The following is a 24,682-nucleotide window of genomic DNA, read 5'->3' on the forward strand; positions in this document are numbered from 1 at the left end:
TCAGGGGAGGCGGTAGGCGAGGGGGAGGGTGCGGCGGACGCCTGACGGAAGGGCGTCGAGCATGACCCGGCCCGTGCCGGTCGCGTCGTGGGTCAAGCCGGCGACGTGGCCGAGCTCGTGGAGCAGCACGGTCAGCAGGTCGATGCGGCCGTCGGCCAGCGAGTTCTTCCTGGCGACGAGGTCTCCCGCCGCATTCGTCGAGGTGAAGAGGGAGCCCGAGGTCGAGGTGTACCAGCCGAACCCGGCTGCGTCGCGGTCGAGGTAGACCACCGACCCCACCGCCTGCGCGAGCACGCCGGGCGCGAGGTCGGCGATCACGAAGGTCACCCGCGTCAGCAGGTCCGAGGTCGCCCCGGCCGAGACCCACTGGGCCGCCGCAGCCTCGGCGACGGCACGCACGGTCGCGTCGGTGACGGTCAGCGACGAGGTCGTCGTCGCTGACGTGCCGGCGGCGAGCAGCTGCTGCGTCGTCGGGACGGCCGTGGGAGCGGTGGTCGTCACCCGGGGAGGCGTCTGGTCGGCCTCGCGCTCGTTGTAGCTCGCGAGCAGGTTCTTGAGGTCCTCGATGCGCCTCGGGTCGCCGCTGGCGAGCGCAGCGTTGACCTGGTCGATGATCCAGCGGGCGCTGACCGGGTAGGAGATGAACTGGCTGCCGGTCGAGAGCAGGCCCGAGATCGCGTGGCGGAGCAGCGCCTCGACGTCGCCGCCGCCGTCGTTGAGCGCGTCGAAGAGCGTCATGCTGCGGTTCGGCTCCGGCGCGGCGGTGAAGACCGATCCGACGAGCTGGTCGGTGCGGAAGACCTGCGTGCCGTCCGCCCACGTCGGCCAGCTGTTCGTGTGGTTCTTCCAGTAGCCCGGCGTCAGGCCTTCACCGGAGCCGTTGCCGAAGTAGCCGGCGACGTCGCTCGCACTCGCGGTCTGCTCGGTGATCGGCTCGTCGACCGAGGCGGTCGCGGTGTTGCGGTAGGCGCCGCCCCGCACCACGGTCGTCGCGGAGAAGAGCCAGGCCTCGCCGATGTCGAGCAGGCCGTCACGGTCGAGGTCGCCGATGTTGAAGACCGTCCCGGCAACGAGCACCGGGGCAGGCGCGAGGTCGTCAGCCACGTTGGTCGGGGTGCCGTTGTCGTCGCGGATCGTTGCCATCACGACGGCGACGTTGCCGGTGTTGCGCACGACGTAGGTCCACGTCGCGGTCGTGCCGACGAGCAGCTCCTTGGCCGGCTGGCTGTTGGCGTCCTCGACGGGGGTCGGCCGGAACGGGTCGAGGGCGTTGACGGCCTTGACGAGCGTGATCTGCGGCGTCACGCCGAGCGTGTGGTGGAGGTCGTCGTCCCACACCGTGACGGTGCCGGTGCTCGTCGTCAGGTCGCCGCGGACCCGCACGACGTTGACGAAGGGCCCGTAGACCATCGTGCGCGCGAGCTCGTAGAGCCACGTCTCGGTGGGGTCGAGCAGGCCGTCGCGGTTCGTGTCACCGATGTTGTATGCCGTGCCGGCAGCGAGCACCGGAGCCGGGGTCAGGTCGTCGGCCGGGTTGGCGGGTGTGCCGTTGTCGTCGACGATCGCCACGGCTGCCAGCGGGGCAGCGTCGGTGTTCGTCACGGCATACGTCCAGCGGGCGGTGCTGCCGGCGGCCACGAGCACCGGGTGCGCCGGGTCGGTGGCGCGGATGCCGCGGAGGAACTTCTCGACCTGGATGCCGCCGCGGGTGCCGAAGAGGTGGGCGACGTCGGTCGAGGTGACCGTCTCGTGCACCGGCTGCCCGATGACGACGCCGGTGACCGTGGCGGTGTTGCGGTAGGCGCCGAGCGGCACGGTGCCGGTGGCACGGAAGAGCCAGGTCTCTCCCGGGTCGAGCAGGCCGTCCTTGTCGGTGTCGCCGACGACGTGGCCATCGCCCGCGTCGACCGGGTCGACGACGAAGCCTTGGTTGGGGTCGCCCGTGCCGTTGTCGTCCTGCACGCCCACGACGTCGAGGGCCGTCGTGCCCGGGTTGCTGACGAGGTAGGTCCACACGACCGTGCTACCCGCGAGCAGCACCGGGCCGGGCCCGTTGTCGGCGTCCTCGTAGCGCGTCGGGCGCAGCGGGTCGACGGCGTTGACCGCCTTCTTGACGACGATCTGGTTGAGGGCGCCGAAGTGCAGGCTCGGGTCGGACGAGGTGGCGGTGGCTCCCGACCTCGGCTCGCGCCCGGTGACCGTCGCGGAGGAGATGAACTGGCCGGCGGTCACGCTGTAGACCGCCTTGGCGACGCCCGCCGACGTGAACAGCCAGGTCTCGCCGGGGTCGAGCAGCGCGTCCCGGTCGAGGTCGCCGACGTTGAAGGCGGTGCCTGCCTGCAGCACCGGCACGGGGGTGAAGTCGTCGGCCGTGCCGGCAGTGCCGCGGTCGTCGACGAAGGCCGCGACGACGATGCCGGCCGTGCCCGGGTTGGTGACGCGATAGGTCCAGACGACCGGGGTGCCGATCTCGAGGTAGAGCTGGTGGGCGGTGTCGTCGCCCTCCTCGAGCACGCTCGGGCTGAGCGGCACGGCCGCGTTGGTCGCCTTCTTGACGACCACGCCGAGGTCGAAGCCGCGATACCACGCGACGTCGGTGGCGCCGTAGGTGACGTTGCCGACCTTGGCCGTCACCGTCGCGACGTTGACGTGGGCACCCTCGGTGGCGAGCCGCGGGCCGAGGCCCGCCGAGGTGTAGAGCCAGACCTCGGAGCCATCGAGCGAGCCGCTGCCGTTGCCGTCGCCGCTGACATAGACCGGGCGGAAGTCGTCGCTCGTGTCGGTCGGCGTGCCGTTGTCGTCGACGAGCACGATCGCCGACGCCGGGATCTTGACGTTGCCCTTGCGGCTGACGAGGTAGGTGAAGACGAGGGAGGTGCCGTTGAGCAGGTGCCGCGCGTTGGCCGGGTCGTTGGCGTCCTCTGCGGCGCTTGGCGCCAGCGGGTTGACGGCGTTGACGGCCTTCTTGACGGTGAGCACGCCGCCGGTGAACGCGGTGAAGTAGGTGTCGTCGCGGTCGGTGAGCGCCGTGCCTCCGCAGCTCGTCGGACCGCTGATGCACTCCTGGGCGCTGACCGTGGAGATCGAGGTGTACAGGCCGACGGCCGCCGTGATGGTGCGCACGCCGGCCGACGTGTAGAGCCACACCTCGGCGAGGTCGAGCAGCCCGTCACGGTCCGTGTCACCGGTGTTGTAGGCGACGCCGCCCACGGTCACGGTGACAGGACGCGGGGTGAAGCCGTTGCTGTCGGTGACGGCCGTGACCTTGAGCGGCACGTAGCCGGTGTTGCGCACCAGGTAGGTGAAGACCGCGCTCTGTCCCACGGCGAGCAGTGCGCCGGGCGGGGTGTCGGCGTCCTCCGGCCCCGTCGGGCTGAGCGGCACGGCGGCGTTGACAGCCGTCTCGATGTCGACCCGGCCACCGGCGGTCGCGTAGTTCGCGAGGTCGGTGCCGGTCACGACGAGGCCTGCGGCGTTGGTGGCAGTCACCGTCGCGACGTTGGTGAAGCCGCCCACCGTGCCGACGACCCTGCTCCACGCGTAGGCCCAGCGCTCGCCGGCGTCGAGCACGCCGTCGAGATCGGCGTCGCCCACGTTGTGCACGCCGTCCGCGCCGAGCAGCGGCACGATGGCGCCCGTGCTGAGGCGCACGTCGTCTGCCGCGTCGGCGGGTGTCGCGTTGTCGTCGACGAGCTCGGTCACGACCATCGGGCCGGCACTGGTGTTGGCGACGACGTAGGTGAAGCGCACCGTCGACCCGACGGCGACCGTCGGTCCGGTGGTGTTGGCGTCCTCCGCGGCAGTGGGCCGCAGCGGGTCGGCTGCGTTGACGGCCTTGACCAGGTCGAGACCGGTCGTGCCGAGGTAGAGGGCCGGGTTGCTGTCGCGGTAGAGCTCGCCCCCGGCGCCCTGGGCCGTGAGGTGACCGGTGTTGGTGAACCAGCCCACCTGCGCGGTCGTCGGTGCGGCTGCCACTCCGGCGGAGGTGTAGAGCCAGGTCTCCCCGGCGCCGAGCAGGCCGTCGTAGTTCGTGTCGCCCACGTTGAAGGTCGAGCCGGCGAACGTCGTCGTCAGCTCCAGCGCCGCCCAGTCGTCGCTCGCGTCGCCGGGGGTGGCGTTGTCATCGATGACCGACACGACGGAGACCGGGGTGAGCGAGCTCGTCGTGAGGCGGTAGGTCCAGCGCACCGGGGCGCCGGCAGCCAGACGGGGCGCGGTCGCCATCGTGTCGGCCTGCTCGGTCAGCGACGGGCTCAGCAGGTTGACGGCGTTGAGGTCCTTTCGGATCGAGACGAGCGTCGGGCTCGTGGAGTAGTTGGTCGGGTCGGCCGCCGCGACGAGGCTGCTCGCGACCGGGTCGTAGCCCTGCACGGAGACCACGTGCTGGTGGTCGCCCGGGAGCGCCGTCTGCGGTGCACCGGCGACGCCGACAGCGGTGTAGAGCCACGTCTCGCCCGGGTCGAGCAGCTGGTCGCCGTCGGTGTCGCCGGAGACGTAGGTCGGGTGGAAGTCGTCGCCCGTGGCCGGGGTCGCGTTGTCGTCGGTGATCGAGAGCACCTGCAGGGCAGTCGTGCCCGGGTTGGTGACGAGGTAGGTCAGGGCGAGGGCGGAGCCGGGCACGAGCAGCCGTCCGGGCGGCACGTCGGCGTCCTCGACCGACGTCGGACCGCGCGGGTCGACGGCGTTGACGGCGCCGTTGACGGCGATGACGATGCCGGGCTTGCAGGGGCAGTCGACGCCGAGGTCGACGAGGCCGCGGTAGTCGATCTGCACGCCGCCGACGTTGCCCGGCTGGGGGTCACGCGGACCGCCGTGCTGGTCGTTCCAGAAGGAGTCCCTGGGGGTCGAGAGCGCGAGCTCGTCGAGCGGCGTCGCGGGGGCGAAGGTCATGTCCATGCCACCGGCCACGGCCAGGGCCCGGATGAAGTCCTGGATCCACGGGCTGAAGGAGCGGTTGACGACCGGGGCGCCGAACGGCGCGAACGGCACGACGAAGCTGTTGAACTCGCCGCCCCAGTCGTACATCCGGGCCCGGCCGGTGCCGGCGATGAGGACGTCGCGTCCCGCTCCCCCGTAGGCGAAGGTCGGAGCCGACCACCGCTCCGGCACCGGCCGGCGGTTCGTGCCGCCGTCGACCTCGAGGTAGGGCGAGGACTGCAGCAGGTCGTCGCCGAAGCCACCGAAGAGCCAGTTGGTGTTGGTGCCGCCGACGAGCCAGTCGTTGCCGACGTCGCCGTAGATGATGTCGCAGCCGTCGTCGCTCTTGAGGAAGCCGCCGGCGGCGTCACGCATCGGCAGCCCGGCCGCGTCGAGGACGAAGGGGGTGAAGTTGAGGAAGAAGTCGACCTTCTGGCCGGCGACACAGGTGCCGGTGAGCCCGATGTCGCGGGTGCCGTCCGTGCAGTCGAAGATCTTGGACCACGGGTCTTCGGCGTTGTAGTCGGCGAACTTCGTCGTCGTCGGGTCGTAGCGCAGCGGGTCGGCCGGGTCGATGCCCCACTGCGAGGCGGTCATCGACTGCTGGAGGTCGCTGAAGAAGAACGGCAGGGCCTCGGCGCCCGAGATGGCGTCGTCGCCCTCGTTGCCGTGGATCCAGTCGTTGCCAAGCCCGCCGTAGACGATGTCGGCGTAGCCGGTCGCCGTCGCGTTGCTGCTCGGGTAGACGAAGAGCCGGGCCTCGTGGAAGAGCTCGCCGACGGGGTAGGTCAGCGCCTGGGTGAAGGGTCCGGGGATCGCCTCGAGCACGTTGGTGGCGTGGGCGACGGCGACGTCCCACAGCGGCTCGGTCAGCCCGTTGCGGCTCGTCTTGTAGTAGCCGTCGTCACCGATGACCGCGTCGTCGCCGGTGCCGCCGTAGAGCCGGTCGTTGCCGGTGCTGCCGATGATCGTGTCGTGCTGCCCGTCGCCGAAGAGCACGTCGTTGCCGACCTGGCCGAGCACGAGGTCGTCGCCGCTCTCGCCGTGCACGAGGTCGGCGCCGCCGATGTCGCTGGCCGCCGTGGCCCGGTAGGTGTAGTCGAGCAGCGTCCACGCCCGGGGCACGATGCGCTCGGTCGTCGAGTAGTTGTCGTAGTTGAACGCGAGGAAGGCCAGGGCCGCCTTGGTGGCACCGTTGGCGTCCTTCGTCACGCTGCCGCTCGCGCCGACGAGTCGGTAGAGGTTGCCGTTGTCGCCGAGGATCGCATCGGCGTCGTGGGCGTGCCCGGTGCTCGCCAGGTCGCCGAGGTCGTTGATGCCCACGCGGGTGCCGGCGCCGCCGTAGATCGAGTCGGCACCGTCGGGCCGCTGGTCGCGGCTCACGAGGCCGAACATCGTGCTGCTGCCGCCCACGAGGTCGTCCTGGCCGAGCCCGCCGTAGATGACGTCACCGCCACCGTTGCCCTCGACGTAGTCGGCGCCGTCGGTGCCCGGGCCGCCCCAGTCCTCGGCCGAGGCACGCGGGTCGTTGACGGTGTCACGGGTCTGCACGTCGAGGGTGACGACGCCGCGGTCGTCGATGACCGAGCCGTCACCCTGGATCCAGTCGTCGCCGAGCTGGCCGAAGAGCACGTCGTCACCGGCGCCGCCCGCGAGGCTCGAGTCGGAGAAGGTCGCGGGGTCGGGCGTGAAGCTCTGGTCGTGCAGCGTGACATAGCGCACCGCCGCCCCCCGCGGGTCGGCCTGATAGCCGTATGCCGTGCAGCCCGTGATCGTCGTCGCGCCGTTCGCGTTGACCCACTCGCACGGCACCGAGGTGCCGGTGAAGTTCGTCCCCGTCGTCTGGGCCGCGCCGGTGACGGTGGAGAGGATCGTCGTGCCCGACAGGAGGCGGAAGCGCGGGCTCAGGATCGTGCCGGTGCGCAGGATGGTCGCGTTGTCACCGGTGACGACGTCGTTGCCCGAGCCGCCGTCGAGGTAGTCGCCGTAGGTGCAGGCGCCGATGCCGACGCACGCGCTGTGCGGCCCGTCGGTGCCGCCGGTGCCGCCGTAGACGTCGCCGTAGGCCCCGCCGCCGGCACTGAAGTCGACCCCGGCGTTGTAGCCGCCGGCCCCGCCCGAGCCGCCCACCGATCCGGCGACCGGCCGGCCCGTGTGTCCGCCGATGAGGTCGTCGTCGCCGCCACCACCGGTCATCCGGTCGGAGCCGGCGCCGCCGATGAGCAGGTCGTGGCCGGCGTCGCCCGTCACGAGGTCGTTGCCCCAGTTGGCGGTCGGGCCCGTGAAGATCGAGGTCCACGTGAAGAGGTGGTCGTTGAGCGCCACGTCGAAGGGCAGGCCAGCGGGCTCGATGCGGCAGCCGGTCGTGTCGGCGTCGGCGTCGATCTGCGTGCAGTCGACCCGGCCGTGGTCGCCGAAGACGAGGTCGTTGCCGGCGTTGCCCCAGATCGTGTCGCCGCCGCCGCCGCCGAGAAGCAGGTCGTTGCCGAGGTCGCCCTCGATGGTGTCGCTGACGCCGTTCTGCGGCTGGACGACGGCGAGTCGCATCAGGACGAGGGTGGTCTGGAGCCGCTGGAGGCGCACCGCGTCGTCGGCGACGAAGGTCTGTGTCGCCTCGTCGAGGCGCCACGTGCGTGCGTCCTGCACGTCCTGCGTCACCTGGCCGTGGTCACCGAAGATGACGTCGGCGTCGTCGGCCTGCCCCGGTGCCGTGCTCGGCGCCGATCCGAAGCCCTCGCCGATGAGCACGTCGTGGCCGGCGAAGAGCGAGTCGGCGGTCTGCAGCGAGCTCGCGTTGGCCGTGGCGACCGTGAGAACCCGGGTGATGACGTCGAGGTTGACGCCCGAGTCACCGTAGATGAGGTCGCGTCCGCGCTGGCCGAGGATGAGGTCGTCGCCCGAACCGCCCGCGAGGATGTCGCCGGCCTGGCTGCCGATGATCGTGTCCTGCCCGGCGCCGCCGTAGATCGTGACGCCGATGGTCGGCAGCTGGGCGCTCGGCAGCGACGCGAAGAGCGCGCCGGCGTCGATGAAGTCGTTGCCGGCGTAGGCGAAGGGCGCCGCGACCGGGAAGACGTAGTTGGGGGCATTGCCGACGGGCTGGATCGTCGGCTTGGGTCCGAAGAGGTGACCGGTCTGCGCCGTCGGGTCGCCGCTGAACCAGATGCCGTCCTGCGAGGTGTCACCGTGGATGACGAGCGGCGAGTCGGGACCCGCGCCGCCGAGGACGACGATGTGGTCGCCGCCGACCCGGACGAAGCCGGTCTCCGGCGACTTCGGGTCGTAGACCGAGACGGTGAGGTCGGTCCAGGTCGTCGTCGGCAGCGCCCCGCCGCCCAGGGTCCCACCCAGCGGACCACTGAGCAGGAGCGTCGCCCCGCCGTCGGCAAGACCGGTGACGGTGAAGGCGCCCACGGCATACCCCGGCAGGTTGACGCGACTGCCGACGGCGAAGCCGGCGGTGGTCCAGGCGACGCCGTCGGTGCGGGTGACGCGGCCGACGCCGCCCACTGTGGTCACGGTGAACGTGCCGGTGACGGCGAGCAGCGCGTTGCCCCCACCGTGCACGGTCGTCAGGCCGCCGTGCAGCGCCGGGATGCCCACGGGCAGCTTGTCGTCCTCGGCCGTGTCGGCCCCCGGCACGAGCGTGCTGCGGATCGTCAGCCGGTCGTTGCCCTCGCCGAGCAGGATGTTGAGGACCTCGATCGTCGACACCGACCCGTCGGTGACGAAGGTGCCGTCCGCGTTGGTGCGGATGGTGCCGTAGCTGATGCCGCCGGGGAAGGCGTTCGGCTCGCCGAAGGCGGTCGTGCCGGGGAAGATGATCGACGGCCCCATGCCGAAGCCGGTGAGCGCGGTGCTCGTCAGCTCGCCCGTGAGGTTCTCGCGGCTGCCGTCATTGAAGATGTTGAGCACGTCGACCTGGCGTGCCTCCGACGGCTGCTGGCCGATGCCGAAGGGCGGCGTGTTGATCTCGTCGGGCGCGATGACGGCCGAGGTGAGGCTGCGGCGCAGGCCGCCGGTGCCGCCGTCGACCTGGAGCGGCCCGCGGATGTCGGAGAGCAGGTGCGCCCGCTTCGGGAAGACGATGAGGTCGCCGCGGCCGGGGGGCAGCAGGTAGGCGTCGTCGGCCGCGACGGTGACCGTGACGGGCACCCACCAGTTCGTCGCGTCGAAGGTGACAACGGCGGCGTACTGGGTCAGCGTCACGGTGCCGCTGGCCAGCACGGGCGCGACGGTGAACGTCATCTTGTCGAGGCCCGCGCCGAAGATCGACTGGATCTTGAAGGTACCCGTGACCCCGGTGAACCGCACGAGCTGCCCCTCGAGGAAGCCGTTGTCGAGCCAGCTCGTGCCGTCGCTGCGGGTCAGCACCTTCGTGCCGGCGTCCCACGTGACCGCTCCGGTGAAGAGGCCCGCAGGCGAGACCCGCTGCAGGCTGACGCCGGCGAAGGTGCCGCCGGCCGGCAGGGCTGCCGAGAGCGTGATCGCCGAGGCCGTGACGGCGACGATCGTGTATGCCGTCGCGATCGTGTTGCTCGAGGCGCCGGCTCCCGTGACGAGCAGCTTCTGGCCCGCCTTGAAGCCGTCGAGCACGAAGCTGCCGAGCTCGGAGCCCGCCGCCCGGGTGAGCGTCGCACCCGAGATCGTGACGTTGCCGCGGAAGAGCTCCTTGGCTGCGAGGCGGCCGACGGCCGCGAGGCAGACCTTGCCGAGGATGCCGGCGCCGCAGGTCGGGTCGGTGACGATGGAGGTCTGGCCGTCGGTGACGATGCCGATCGAGACCGCCGCCTTGGGCGCCTTGAGCAACCGCACGGCATACGTGTCGGTGGTGCCGGGAGTGGAGCCGTCGGGCACACTGACGACTGTCGAACCGCCGCTCGGCTTGATGTAGACGCCGGGTGAGTTGTCGTCGAGCACGAGCACGTCGAGCGAGCCCGTGACGCCGTCGTAGGTCGTGTCGCGGCCCGGCGCGGTCGTGGCGACCGTGATCGACACGATCGTGTGGTGCGGGTCCTGCACGAGGAAGTTGTCGACGGCGGTGACCGTCACGAGCACCGGCACGTTCCAGGCGCTCTCGCCGTTGGTGCAGACGACGCAGATGGTGATGCGGTAGGTCTGCACCCCGCCGACCACGGCACCGAGCGAGAAGCGGAGGTCGTCGCTGCTCAACTGGATTCGCGAGTCCGACGGCGTCAGCACGTAGGTGACGGTGCCGCTCGGAGCGCTCGGCGGCTCGATGGTGAAGGTGTCGGTCAGCCGCGTCGTCGGCGTGCCCTTGATGACCGTCGTGTCGGTGTCGGCGATGGCTCCGTCACGCTGGGTGACGACGACGCCGGGGGTGAGGTTGTCGTGGATGGTCACCTCGACGTTGCGCACGACGGCTCCGGCGAAGACGGGGTCGGCGCTGATGACGGTGTGGCTGATCGCCATGACGATGGTGCCCTGAGGCAACGTGTTGGTGGCTGCGGCGAACCAGACCGTCTGGGGCGTCTGCCAGTTCGTCGCGGTGAAGAGCAGCACCACCGCGCGGTTGGGCACGAGGTGGGCGACGCCGAGCTCGTCGTAGACGGTGTGGAAGTAGCCCGCCGACGTCGCGCACACGGCCGCGGAGGTCGTGCAGACGTAGAGGGTGTCGCCGAAGGGGTCGCCCTGCTCGAACGGGTCGAGGGCGTCGTAGGGCCGCTTCTCGCGCGGGGTCGCCGCGGCCGAGACGGTGATCCACACGTCGGACGTCGGGGCCTTCGCGAGGCGCACGCCGTGGCTGTCGATGCTGCCGATGGCGCTGCTGCCGGTGAGGCGCCGCACGGAGCTGAAGCCGCCCGACTCGCTGATCAGCACGACACCCTGCGACGGACGGGCCACCGAGACGTTGAGGCCGGCGGCGATGATCCTGTTGTAGTCGGCGTCCGAGCTGATGACGAGGTGGTTGATCGTCGAGCTCGAGCCGTTGGGGTCGCGGCTCACGACGTCGCCGACGACGTCACCGGCGACGTTGATGACGTCGCTCCCGAGACCGCCGAGCACCCGGGTGGCGACACCGGGGGCGGTCGAGAGCACGTCGATCGTGTCGTCGCCCTGGAGGGCATCGACCTCGACGACCTGGATGTTGCGGAAGCTGACCTGGATGCCTGCGCCGTAGATCGCGGTCGCGGTGACGACGATGTGGTCGGCGAACTCGGTGCCGAGGATGACGAGCTTGTTGAAGCCCGTTCCGCCGTCGACTGACACCGGGGCGTTGATGTTGTACTGCACCTGGTTGTCGCCGTTGCCGGTGCGGATGTCGGTCTGGGCCGCGGTCGAGAAGCCGGAGGTCAGCACCGGGCTGGGGAGCACCCCGCTCACGGTGGCGACGGCATACGTCCCGGGGGTGAGCACCGACGACACGACAAGGGTCGTGGCGGTGACCGCGGTGACGACGTAGGGCACGCCGGCCAGGTTGTCGTTGGCGCCGGCCCCGGCGAGGGCGATCGTCTGGCCGACGAGGAAGCCGTCGGTCACGAAGCTGCCGCTGCTGCGCGTGATGGTGCTCGTGCCCGCGGCCGGGCCAGAGGTCACGGTGATGCCGCTGCGGGTGAGCGGGCCGCTGCTCAGCGAGACCGAGAAGGTGCCGCTGCCGCGCAGCGGCGGGACGGTCGTGAGCGTGCGGGCCAGGGTGATCGACGTGGCCGTGACGGCCGAGATGACGTATGCCGTCGAGGCCGTGTTGTCGTTGAGGGCACCGGCGCCCTTGACGACGAGGGTCTGCCCGACGGCGAAGCCGTCGGTGATGAAGCTGCCCGAGCTGCGCGTGATGGTGCTCGTCGTGCTGTTGATCGTCACCGAGCCGGTGAAGAGCGGGCCCATCACGATCGAGCCGTCGGCGCGGGTCTTGGCGAGGGCGAAGGCCTGCACCGCGAAGGCGTCGTTGCCCTCGTCGCCCTCGAGACGCAGGGCTGCCTGGTTGCTGTAGACGGTGAAGCTGTCGTCGCCGCTACCGCCCTGGGCCACGATCGGGGCGCTGGAGCCGGGCGAGAGGTAGCCGCGGGTGGTGGCGATCGTCGTGAACCAGTCGGGAGGCGAGAGCCCGCTGCGGGCGTCGTCACGGCGCAGGCCGAAGACCTGCCCGATCTGGAAGCTGTCGTTGCCGGCGCCGCCGTCGAGGGTCGCGACCGCGACGTTGTCGTCGACGGCGAAGTGGTCGTTGCCACCGTGGCCGAGCACCGCGAAGCGGCCGTTGACGGCGTTGTCGTAGTTGATCCGCTCGACCACGCCGACGTAGGCGCTGAGCTTGGCGATGGCGAGCGGGTCGAGCGATCCGAGGGCGCCGGGGTGCAGCACCGAGACGTAGCCGGAGCGGTTGGCGCAGGCGGCCGTCGCGGTCGCGCCGCAGTAGACGGACGGACGGGCCGAGCTCTCGCCGGGGATGTAGGACGACGAGCGGAGCAGGAAGATGTCGTCGGTCGTCCACGGGAGGCCCGTCGCGGGGTTGAGCCCGTTCTGCACGCTGTCGGCGCCGTGCACCTCGAGCGTGTCGACGCCTCGGGCGGGTGCCCCGCTGTCCAGCACGTTGACCACGTAGTGCTGGGTGCCGCCGGCGCTCCCGTGCGTCCACACGACGTAGGTGTCGGTGCCGTCCTGGCCGTCGAGGGTGAGGGTCGATCCGGCCACCGGCATCGTCTGCAGGAGGTAGACCGTCAGGCTGTCGGACCCGTCGCCGGCCGGGGCGAAGGCGCCCGGCGAGGTCGCGACGGCCGAGCCGTAGGCGCGGGTGTTGCCGCCGAGCAGGGTCTGGTCGAAGAAGATCTGGTCGTCGTCGGCGTTGCCGTAGACCCGGGTCAGGCCGCCGGCGCCCGGGGTGACCTCTCCGCGGAGCACGATGACCGTGCCCTCGTCGGCCGTCGCGTCGACGACGCCCGGGTGCCAGTCGCCGTGGATGTCGATGTTGCCCGTCAGCGTGCGCGGGCGGTTCGGGTCGGTGGTGTTGCCGGTGCCCGCGTCGCCGGCCCGGACGGTGGCGAGGATCTGGGCGCTCGGGTCGGTGACGACGTCGTCGGCCGCAAGCAGCAGCACGTTGCCGGACTGGGCCTGGATCAGACCACGCGGCACCACCTGCACGTTGAGCACGAGCGAGGGGCTGACCGGCTCGCGCACGAGGGTGGCGCCGGAGTGGAGCACGAGGATGTCGTTGCCCTCGACGGTGGTCTCGGTCGTCGTGAGGCGGATGTCACCGGCCTGGGTGCGGGCGAGCAGCACGGCGGCCGGGCCGTCGAGCTCGGTGAGGTAGATATTGGCCTCGGCCTGGGCGGCGATGTCGCACGTCGCCGTGACGGCCCGGTCGGCGGCGCTGGCCCGGAACCACCGAAGGCTGTAGGTCTCCTGGCACCCGCTGCCGCGTGCCGAGTCGATCTTGAGGTCGCCGGTGAAGACACCGGTCGCTGCGCTCGTGAAGCGGCCGATGCTGCCGCCGAGCGCGAGCAGGTCGATCGAGTTGCCGATGACGTTGACCGTCGTGCCACCGGCGCCGCTGGCGTGGCCGTCGAGGATCGAGCCGGCCGTCGTCGTCAGCGTGACGTCGGCGCACGTCGTGAGCGTCCCGCGCACGCAGGTCGTGACGGTGTCGACGTGGAGGTCACCGGCCATCGTCGGGTTGGCGGCGGCATACGCGCCTGCCGGGGTGCTCGGTGTCTCGGTGATGCGAATGACGCCGGCCGCATCGGCGTTGAGCACGCCGTAACGGGCGTAGGAGGAGTCGATCTCGACGAAGTTGGTGTCGGTGCCGATCGTGCCCGGCCCGCCCGTGCCCGCCGTCAGCGTGATGTCGACACCGACGACGTCGGCGGCCGCGTCGCCGATGACCGGCGGGAGCGCGGTGCCGACCGGGGCGTCGACGATCGAGGCGGGCGAGGTCAGCGTCACGTCGTCGTCGGTCGAGCGCACGAGGCCGAGGCGCAGGTCGGCGTTGGGGCCGAAGGGCACGGTGACGTCTGACGTGGTGACGAAGTCCGGGTCGATCGGGCTGAAGGCCTGGGCCACGACGACGCGGCGCGCGATGCTGGCGGCGCCGGTCGCAGTCAGGGTGATGAAGCCGTTGGTGTCGACGTTGACGTTGCCGTTGCCGTGCACCGCGACGAGGCCGATGACGTTGATGCGGGTCGCGCTCGGGGCGGCGTCGGCCGCGGCGATGGTGATGCTGCCGTTCGGCGTGCTCGCGCCCGAGCCCGAGTCGAGCGTGGCGAAGTCGTAGGTGCTCTTGACGGCGTGGCTGTTGCCGCCGGTGACGGCCACTGCGAAGAGGCAGTCGTCGGCCTGTGGGCTCGTGACGCAGTTGACGGCGTCGGGGTGGTAGAAGCTGTAGTAGGTCTTCGTCAGCGACCCGTTGTTCTGGTTGATGACGCTCACGCCGGGAAGGCCCGTGCGTCCCGTGCCCCACAGCGTCGCCCGCAGCACGACGTCGAGGTCGTTGCCCGCCACGAGCGAGTCGATGCGCACGACGTAGGCGGGGTTGGCGGCCACCGCCGGGTCGGGGATGGCCGGGTCGCGCAGCCAGGTGCGCAGGTCGAGGTGGGCGTTGACCCCGGCGGTCACGCTGAGCGCGAGGTCGTGAGCGGCATACTGCACGAGGTCGATCGCGAGGCGGTGGGCGGCGGAGCCGATCGAGCCGCGCTCGGCGTCGAGGTGCACGATGTTGCTCTGGATGAGCGTCGTGTGCGTGTCGGCCCCCGAGACCGGCACGCCACGGCTCGTCGCGGCGAGGATCGAGCCGAAGGTCGCGTGGACCCAGGTCGCGCCGAGCGGGTTGGTGATCGTGCCCCGCAGCGTCACGTCGGAGTCACCGGTGTTGTCGATGACGACGAGGCTCGGGGTCGCGTCCTGCACGAGGTCGAAGCGCACGGTGCTGGAGGCCGTCGTGCTCGTCGCCAGCGTCACGTGCGGCTGCCCGGTCCGGTTGATGACGTCGATGTCGCCCACGACGAGGTCGAAGGTCGAGTTGTTGAGCAGCGTCACGGTGCGGAAGTTCTCGTGGAAGGTGAACGTGCCCCAGCAGTGCGTGCCCGCAGGCGGGTTGCTGGCGCAGCCGCCCTGGATCGTGCCTGCGGCGGAGGTCATCCAGATGTCGCCGCTGCCGGTGTTGCGGATGTCGCCGACCGTGATGGTGCCGGTGTAGGTCGTGCCGATGTTGGGGTTGGCCACGCCGTTGACGGTGACGTTGACGGCCTTGACGACCTTGCCCTGACTGTCGACGAGCAGGTAGGGGTCGGGGCCGGAGTTGACGACGACGTCGGAGTTCCAGTCGATGATCCGCGTCTGTGTGATGCCGCCGTCGGTGCTCTCGACGCGGTTGGGGTTCTCCGCCTGCACGTAGAGCACGAGGTGGGCGGCGTTGGGCTGCCCGGGCAGGGTGACGAGCGGCGAGGCCGGCGCGTTGGCGGAGGTGTTGACGCCCGGGATGAGGCGGGGGCCGGCGTAGATGACGACGCCCTGGTGGCCGAAGACCTTGGCGTCGGCGTTCACCGTCGCCGACCCGCTGCTCAGCGACGGGCCGATGCAGTAGCAGGTCGAGCGGTCGTCGAGGTCCGCGTCGAGGGGGTCGTGCCAGGCCCGCACGTCGACGCCGTAGCGGCCGGTGATGGACCCGTTGCTCGTCGCGATGCCGTCGAGCAGCGCGACGTCGCTGGAGTTGAGCGTGTAGTAGGGGAAGATGTTGGTCCCGCCGAAGAGGGCGCCCATGACGGCGTGGGTGTAGAGGAAGTGGGCGCCACCCGAGTGGGCGTTGACCCGCACCGTGTCGCCGGCGATCTGCGCGCCCGCGCCGGTGGCTGCGGCCGTGCGGTCGGTGACGGTGGTGTTGGCGCCGGCCGTGTAGCCGCCGACGAGGCCGCCGCCGGACGAGCTGGCGTGGTCGGTGCTGAGGTGGTTGCTGTCGGCGAGCACCGCGACGTTGCCTCCGGCGGTCACGTTGGCACCGGCACCCGCGACCTGCGCGACGCTCGAGTCGCCAGAGATGGCGGCGCCCGGGGTGACGAGGCTGCCGATGAGCGCGGTGCTCTTGGCGTTGACGGTCACGCTGGCGTTGACGACGCCGACCGCGATGACGCCACCCGAGCCGTTGGTGACCCACGAGGTGTTGCTCGACTCGACGTGCGAGATGACGCTGACGTTGCCGCCGGCCGTGACCGACCCGGCGAGGTAGGCGAGCGCCGTGGGGCTGCTGGTGAGGTCTGCCGTCGGCACCGACACGCCGACGACGCCGCCGCCACCACCGGCCGCGGTCGACCGGCTCTCGCCATCACCGACCGGAGGGTTGAGGGTGCGCAGCGACACCTGACCGACGGGGGCGCCGTCCACCGGGTTGAGGTCGCCCTGGTAGAGGCCGTAGCTGCCGCTCGAGACAGTCGTCAGGTCGACGCGCAGCTGGCCGGACGGGCCCGAGCAGCCGTCGGTGAGGCAGGCCGGGGTGAGGTGCAGGCCGGTCGCCCAGACGCGCTGCGTGCCCAAGACGACGGTGTCGACGAAGGTGCCCTTGCCCGAGATGGTCGTCGTCTCGGTCGTCGAGAAGGTGATCGGGGTGCCGGCGACGGCGCTGCCGTCGGCGGCATACGAGGCGATCGGCGCGAGGCCGAAGCCCGACGCGTTGGCCGTGGTCACGAGGTAGGTCTGGCCGCTGACGAGACCACCGATCGGCGCCGGCACGAGCTGGTGCGTGCCGGCGCTCGGCGCCGAGATGGTCATGGCCACCGGGTTGTCGGTGCAGGTCCTGCCCGGGTCGCCGGAGGTGGGGCAGCCGTAGGTGTGCGCCGTGGCCTGGTAGCGGCTGGCGGCCAGCTGGATCCGGTAGGCGTCGACGACGATGACGTAGTAGTAGCTGCCGCTCGTCAGCCCGCCGACGGTGCCGCCGGTCGAGAGGTACTGCACCCGCTGGCCCGACACGAAGGTGTGCGCTGTCTGCATCGGGAGGCCGTTGGCGAAGAAGCCGGTGATCGGCGACACCATGATCGTGTTGAGGCTCGTGTCGGTGAGGTAGCAGTGGTCCTTGTCGGGGCAGGCGGTGACGTCGACGGCGCCCGGGTCGAAGGCGACGGCTGCGGGCGCCTGGTAGGTGACGCGCTGGCCGGTGGTGAAGGAGTTGCCGCGGGTGATCGTGGTGCCGGAGGCGACCCCGGGGCTGAAGGTCAGGGCCGCGGCCTGGGCGGCGGCCAGCGTCGTGTAGAGCTGCACGCGGTAGGCGTCGATGACGCGCACGAAGAGCCGTTGGCCGGTGGTGATCGAGCCGTTGAGCGTCGCGGAGCCGGACAGGATGACGGCGTCGCCCGTCTCGAAGTTGTGCGGCGTCGCGAAGCGGATGACGTCGCGGACCGGGTCGACGCCTGGTGCGCCGGTGAGGTCGGCGGAGTCGATCTGGCCGCTGGCGAAGGTGTTGCCGAAGGCGAGGTAGTTGTCGTCGACGCTGATGACCGTGTAGACGCGGGCCGTTGTCAGGCCGCCGAGCGACGTGCCGACGTAGAGGACCGTGTCGCCCGTCTGCAGGCCGTGCGACTGGAAGTAGACGGTGTTGGTCGTGAGGTTGACGTTCGCGACGTTGACGATGTCGCCGGGCAGCCCGCCGGGGGCCCGCTCCTCGTGCTGGCCGTTGGCCACGTAGGTGTCGGGCAGCGGGCCGGTGCCGGAGTCGCTGCGCGACTCGGCCTTGACGGTGGCGCTGCCGCCGATGCGGGCGTCGACGCCGCGGGCGAGGTATGCGGTGACGGTCGGGTTCGTCGTGACGACGGACCGCGCGACACCGACCTGCACGCCGCCGCCGCCGTAGCTCTTCGCCGTCGCGTTGGACTCGGCGCGGTGCGAGACGGCGGCGATCTCGAGGTCGCCCGAGAGGTGGATGCCCTGGGTGGTGCCGGCGGTGCCGATGAAGGCCCGGACGGTGGGGGTCACCGTGCTGTTGGCGTAGCTGCCGCCGCCGGCCACGACGCCACCGGCGCCGAGGATGCTCGTCGAGGTCGCCGTCGACGTGTCGTCGGCGGTGACGCTGAGGGCGGCGGACCTGCTCGTGGCGGTGCCGATCGTGGCGCCTGCCGCGACCGAGGCCGTGGTCGTGCCGCGCACCTGGGCATAGCTGTTGAGGACGCTGATGGCCACGCCACCGCCGCCACCGCCCTTGGCGGTCGCCGAGGCGGTCTGCGTGTGCGTCGCACCGACGTCGATCGTCGTGCCGAGGCCGGTGATGGTGGCCGTGCCGCCGATGGTCGCGGTGACGGCGCCACCCGTCCCGGAGTCGCTGTGCACGAGCGTGCAGTTGCCCTCGGTGCTCGCCCCGCCGACGGTCGCGCAGGCGCTGCCACCCGCGCCGGCGCCCAGGCCGATGGCGACCGTGAGCAGGTCGGCGATCGCCTGGTTCTGCGACTCGGCGGTCACGGACAGGCTCGCGGCGCCGAGCAGGTCGCCGTCGAAGGCGGCGCTGGCGCCGCCGCGGTCCTCGGCCTTGGGGATCATCGCGCTGATCGAGATGCCACCGCCCGCCCCGCCGTTGCCGGTCGCGCTGGCCTTGTCGGTGGCCGTGGCCGAGACGTCGACGGCGCCGGTCGCCCGGAGCACCGCGTGCTCGCCGACGGTCGCCGACACGACGGCCCCGCTGCCGATGACCGCCTCGGCGCCGACGCCGGTGCCGGCACCGAGCCCGATCGCGACGGAGACGCCGCTGGACGTGGCGGTGTTGGTGCCTGTCGCGGTCACCGACACGGCTCCCGTGGCCGCGGCGGCGGCCGGCATGGCTGCATCGAACGAGGCCGTGACAGCAGCGTCGACGACGGCGGTCGCGAGGATGACGGTGATGCCGACGAGCCCACCGGCCCCGCCGCCGGCGGTGGCGGTGGCCGCGTTGGTGCCGGTGGCCGTGACCGTGATGCCGGTCGAGCCGACGGTGACCGTGCCCTGGCCGACGGTGGCGCTCGTGTCAGCGGTGCCGGTGATCTGGGCGTTGCCCTTGACCGCGGCGCCGGCGGCGATGGCCACCGCCCCGGTGGCTGCGTCGACCGTCGCGGTGTTCGTCGAGAGGGCGGTGACCGACAGGCCCCTGACGCTCGCGTTGCCGGTGAAGCTGGCGGTGACGGGAGCGGCCACGGTCGCGGTCGGCACCGTGACGCCGATGGCGAGGCCGACCGAGCCCGAGCCGACTCCCGCGGTCGAGGTCGCGGTGTTGGTGCCGACGGCCGCGACCGTGGCGGTGCCCGCGGAGGCGACAGAGGTGGCCGCGACGACCGCCGTGATGCCGGCGCTCTGGCCGATGCTCGCGAGCGAGGCCGAGCCGGCAAGGGCGCCGTAGCCCCCGACCGAGACGGCCACCGTCTTCGCCGTCACCGACGTCGACCCGGTCGAGGTGACGTCGGTGCGCGACGAGGAGCGAACGATGCCGGTGAGGGTGGCGTGGACGCCGGCATCGACGCTTGCGTCGGAGACGAAGACGGTGGCCGCAGCCAGGACGCCACCGGCGCCGCCCGAGGCGACGGACGAGGCGCAGTTGGTGCCGTGGTTCGTGATGGTGTTGACGCCGGAGCTCGTGCAGGCGAGGTCGGTCGACGCGAGAGCCGCACCCGTGCTCGTCGTGTCCGGCCGCCCGGCCCGCACGGTGACGGCGCCGCCCGAGGACGTGATGTCGGCTGCCGAGGCGGTGCAGACCCCAGCGGCCGAGAAGGCTCCGACGCAGGCTCTCGTGTCGGCGTCGCGGGTGATCACCGAGTGGGCGTAGGCCCCGGCGCCGCCACCGATGACCGAGAGCGAGACCAGCACCGTCGTGGCCGAAGCCGTGTTGGTCGCCGCCGCCCGCACCGTGACCGACGACCCGTCGGCCTGGCCGTCGAGCTGGGCCCGCGTGTGGCCCGAGATGGTCGCCTGCGGCAGCACGATGACCACGGAGACCGCACCACCGGAGCCGCCGGGGGCATCGGCTCGCGCCTCGTTCCAGGCCGTGGCGACGACCGCGACGGCCCCCGAGGTCGTGACGTCGCTCGTCGAGGTGAGGGCCGCGTCGGTCGACCGTGCGTTGGTCGCCCAGGCGAGGGTGAGCCCGGCGCTGACCCCCGCCGAGACCGAGATGTTGAGGGTGTCGGCGCGGATGCCCGTGTGGTTGCCTGTGGCCGTGACCGAGACACCGAGTCCGCCGATGGTGACCGTGCCGTGGGCACCCGAGGCCGCTCGGGTCGAGCCGGAGTAGGTGATGACCGCGACGGCTCCGCTGAGCGCCGCTCCGACGCCGCCCTGCACCGAGACCGCCTGGTTGGTCGGGATGATCGTGTCGACCGCCGAGACGACGAGGCCGCCGACGGCGCCGGCCGAGCCGATCGTCACGTTGCCGACGAGGGCGGTGGTGTCGCCGCTGATGGTGGCGACGGCGATGGCTGCACCGATGGCGCCGGCGGCGATGCTGACCCCGAAGGTGCGCGCCGAGACGGTGCGCGTCGCGACGGTGTCGACCGCGATCTGCGTGACCGCCCTCGGCACGGTCGCTCCCGTGTCGATGTGCGCGGTCTGGCTGCTGCTGTCGGTGATGACGACGACCTGGCCGCTGATCGCGAGACCACCGAGAGCGCCAGCGGCCGCGAGCCCGTCGATGCGCTCGTCGAGCACGGCGTGCACACCGACGGTGCCGCCCGAGCTGACGGATCCGGTCGAGGCGATGCCCGCGTCGGTCGCGAGGCCCACGGTGATGATGGCGACGCCGGCGCCCAGTGCCCCCAGCCCGACCGCGGCCACCCCGGCCACGCTCGTGAGGTCGAGCCGGTCCGTCGCCCGCAGCTGCACGTCGCCGCCGGCGTGGACCGCCCCGTAGATCGTGGCCGAGGTGCCCGAGGGCGGAGCGGGCTGGGTGAACGGGGCCGAGGCCACCGACCCACCGGGGCTGGCGCCCGTGACGGACGCCTGGGCGCCGGTGGAGGCAGCCTGCTGGCGCACCTGGTAGTTGTCGTCGCTGAGGGCCCACGACGGGGTGGCCGACGCCGCATCGGTCTCAGGGTTGACGGCCGAGGCGGTGAGGTCGACGAGGGCAACGTAGTAGTGGCCGCCGAAGCTGACGAGCTCGCCCTGCACGTAGTCGGTGCCGCTCGCCCAGGCGGCGATGCTGCCCGCGCCGCCGAGCACGCTGCCCCAGCCGCCACTGGCGCCGCCACCGCCACCGGAGGCGAGCGAGTCGGCGCTGCCGGTGGACGTGCCGGTCGGCGACTGCTCGCTGAGCGACCAGTCGCTGCTCGAGGTGGCGGGGTTGTCGCCCACGGTGCGACGCTTCGCGGCATACGTGCTGCCACCGGAGGTGACGACGTCGCCTGCCTCGTAGGTCACGCCCGCAGCCCACGCCCGCGGGATCCAGACGGACGGGTTGGTCGTCGGGTTCTTGCCGACGTTGCGGCTACGCGCGAAGTACTTGACGCCAGAGACCGACACGATGTCGCCGGCCTCGTAGGTCGTGGCCGAGCTCCAGACGCCGCGGTCGGGTCCGCTGACGGCGCTCTGGTAGGTGTTGGTCGCCGCAGTGCCGACCGTCCAGACGGTCACCGACCCGGCGACGCCGACGACGCCACCGCCGAGGCTCACGGCATACGTCTGCACGCGCTTGGTCGCGAGGGCGTTGAGCTCGACGGTGCCGTTGGCCCACACGTCGCTGCCGACACCGAGGTAGGCCTGGACGGTGATGTTGGCGACGCCGACGTCGACGCCACCGCCGATGCCGCCCGCGCCGATGCCGACGCCTCCGGCAACGGTCAGTGTCTTGAGGAAGTCGGTGGCGGCGACGACGACCGACTGGCCTGACGACGCGCCGGCGATGATGCCCGAGGTGCCCTGGTTGACGGTCGTGCCGCCGGCGATGAACGCCTTGACGACGACGGTGAAGATGTTGACCCCGATGCCGCCGGCGATGCCGACGAAGCCACCGGCGATGCCGGCGGTGAGGCCGAAGAGCTCCTCGGACGAGTTCGCCTGCACCGCGAGGCCACGGAAGGCGCTCTTGACCCCGAAGGCGCCGGAGGCCGTCGAGGTGCCGTCGGAGATGCCGGCCGCCGCGGACCCGCCGGCCAGGACGACGACGACGTTGGAGGCGCCGAGGTGGGCGTCGGTCGTCTTCGTCACGACGCCGACCGACACGCCTGCGCCCAGACCGGCATAGACACCCACGCCGAGCGAAGCGGCGACGAGGACGAGGTCGGTCGCGTCGTCGGCGAGCACGAGGATGTTGTTGCCCGCCCGGAGGGTGACTCCGGAGCCCGTGGTCGCGGTGGTGGTGAGGTCGAGCACCGTGACGCCGACGGCACCGGCGAGACCCGCGTTGCCGCCGATCGCGGCGGAGGCGGCCACCGAGACGAACGACTCGCGGGCGTCAGCCTCGATGACGATGTCGCCCCTGGCGTTGACGACGGCGCCGTTGCCGATGCTCGCGGAGGTCGTGATGTCGATGACGCCCACCGCGACACCGGCGCCCGCCGCCACCGAGCCGGCTCCGGCCGCAGCCGCCGCGATGCCGAGCTGGTGGAAGCTGTTGCCCGCGAGGACGACGACGGACTGGGCCGGGTTGGCGCCGGCGGCGTTCGCTGAGCAGTCGGTCTCGGAGGCGCAGTTGACCCTGGCCGTCGCGCCGATGCTCGCCGTGGTCGTCACCGTGATGACGGAGACAGTGCCCGACACGTTGACCGCGACGCTGCCGCCGACCCCAGCGCTGATCCCGATCGCGTTGATCGAGTCGCTGTTGGTCGCGGTGACCGCGACGCCGCTGAAGCCGGTGCGCGTCGTCAGCTGGGCGGTCTGCGGGCTCGTCATGCGCGGGTCGGGCGCCGGGAGGACGCCGGACGGGACGAGGCTGTGCGCGGTGCCGGTCGCGAGCGCTGCGTTGAGCGTGATGGCGAGGCCTGACACGGCCCGGTCGCGGGTGGTCGCGAGGCGGATCTGCTGGGCGCCGAAGGCGCCGGTGCCGACGACGATCGCGTAGTAGGTCTGGCCGTCGGTCAGACCGCCGATCGGGGTGCTGCCGCCGGAGCTGTAGATCACGGCGTCGCCGGTCGCGATCGAGGTGTTGAACGCGTAGGGCAGGGTGATCGTGTTGCCGCTGACGTCCTTCGCCGGGATGAACCTCGGCGAGGCGTCCTTCGTGGGCTGGGCACTGTTGGTGGGGACGAGACGCTGGGAGACGCCCATCAGGGCGTTGGGCAGGCTCAGGGCGATCGGGGGTCCGCGGGCCGTCAGCGAGAGGGTGAAGCGGGTCGGGCTGAGGACGTTGACGTAGTAGGTGGCGCCGTCGGCGAGACCACCGATGCTGGCGCCGCCGCCGTTGTCGTAGATGACCTGCTGGCCGGTGCTGAAGCCGTGCGCGGTCGGCGTGACGATGGCGAAGTGGTTGGGGTCGCTCGGGTCGAGGCCCTGAGGGATCGGGTTGCCGTTGCTGAAGCCGCGCGGGTCGAAACGCGGGTCCTGCTGAGTCATCGTGTGGCCGCCGGTGGCCACCGTGCCGTGGGCGACGCGTCCCGCGAGGCCGTATGCCGTGACCTTGGCTCGGTCGCCGACCGTGGCGGTCGTCGTCTTGGTGAGCACCGGGACGGCAGCACCCGCGCCCACCGAGCTGCCCGAGGCGGTGACGTTGCCGGCGACGATGAGCAGCTCGAGCACCTCGTCGGCCGTGACGAGCACGTTGCCCCCGGCGACGACGACCGTGTCGGCCCCGAGGGACGCCGACGTGGTGACGTTGACGACCGAGACACCGGCGTTGAGGGCGATCGCGACGCTGCCGCCCACGGCGCCGCCGACGGAGATCGACGTGATGTGCTCGCTCGAGGTGGCCAAGACCACCACGTCGCCGTTGGCGACGATCCGGCTCCGGGCTCCGACGGTGGCCGTCGTGGTCTTCGTGATGACCTCGACGTCGGCCCCGGCCCCGATGCCGGCCGTGCCGCCGATGGCGAGCATGCCGGCCGCGGCCACGATCGTCGTGTGGTCGGAGGCGATGACGACGACGTCCTGGCGACCCGCGGCACCGGCGTTGGTCTGGTTGACGAGGGCGTCGGTGCCGATGCTCGCCGTCGTCGTGTCGGTGAGCACGTTGACCGTCGTGGACCCGGCGATGCCGACGCTCTTGCCCGCCCCGCCCGCGATCGCGATGAGCATGATGTCGCCCAGCTGGCTCGCGGAGACCATGACGCCCGGGGTCGTGCTCGCGGTCACCGCCCGGGCGTCGAGAGTCGCGCCCTGGCCGACGCTGGCGCCGACCCGGCTGCTGCGCACGAGGACCGAGGCTGCCAGCCCGATGCCCGCGCTGCCGGCCCCGATGGCCAGCCCACCGGCATACAGGCGGATGGGGGTGGCGTCGCCGCTGTCGTCGATCGCGCTGCGCGCGCTGACCTCGAGGTCACCGCCCGCGGTGAGGGTGACCCGGTCGGCCGCGACGGCCCCGCCGCCGACGCTCGCGTAGGTGCCGGGCGCTCCCGAGCCCTGGTTCTGCACGATGACGATGAACGAGCCCGCCGCAGCGGCCTGCTTCGCGACGCCCAGCGAGGCGGCGGCGGCCAGCACCGGGTCGGTCGCGATGGCGCGCACCCGGACGTCGCCGCCGGCCCAGACCTTGGTGCCGTTGCCGATGGCGGCCCGGACGTCCTGGTTGGTGACTGCGACGATGACCGCGACGCCGACGCCGGTGCCCTTGGTCGAGATGCCGATGCCGCCGGCGATCGCGATCGTCGACACGTCGTCGCGGGCGAGCACGACGACGTCCTGGGCCGTGCCGCCGCGGGTCGTCTGGTTGACGAGGGCGGCGGTGCCG

The 24,682-nt window shown here is 71.9% G+C and carries 1 protein-coding gene (running past one end of the window); it reads right to left on the reverse strand.

Annotated elements, in window-relative coordinates; genetic code table 11:
- Positions 1–24,682, reverse strand: partial view of a hypothetical protein gene (locus LG278_RS20465; RefSeq protein ID WP_404389529.1) — the 3' portion only. It continues 8,453 nt past the right edge of the window; only the last 24,682 of its 33,135 coding nucleotides appear in the window; its start codon lies off the right edge, out of view — the gene reads right to left on this strand; it ends in the stop codon at positions 1–3.

Origin of the sequence: Humibacillus xanthopallidus (genome assembly GCF_044793955.1) — a bacterium.
GTDB classification, from domain to species: domain Bacteria; phylum Actinomycetota; class Actinomycetes; order Actinomycetales; family Dermatophilaceae; genus Humibacillus; species Humibacillus xanthopallidus_C.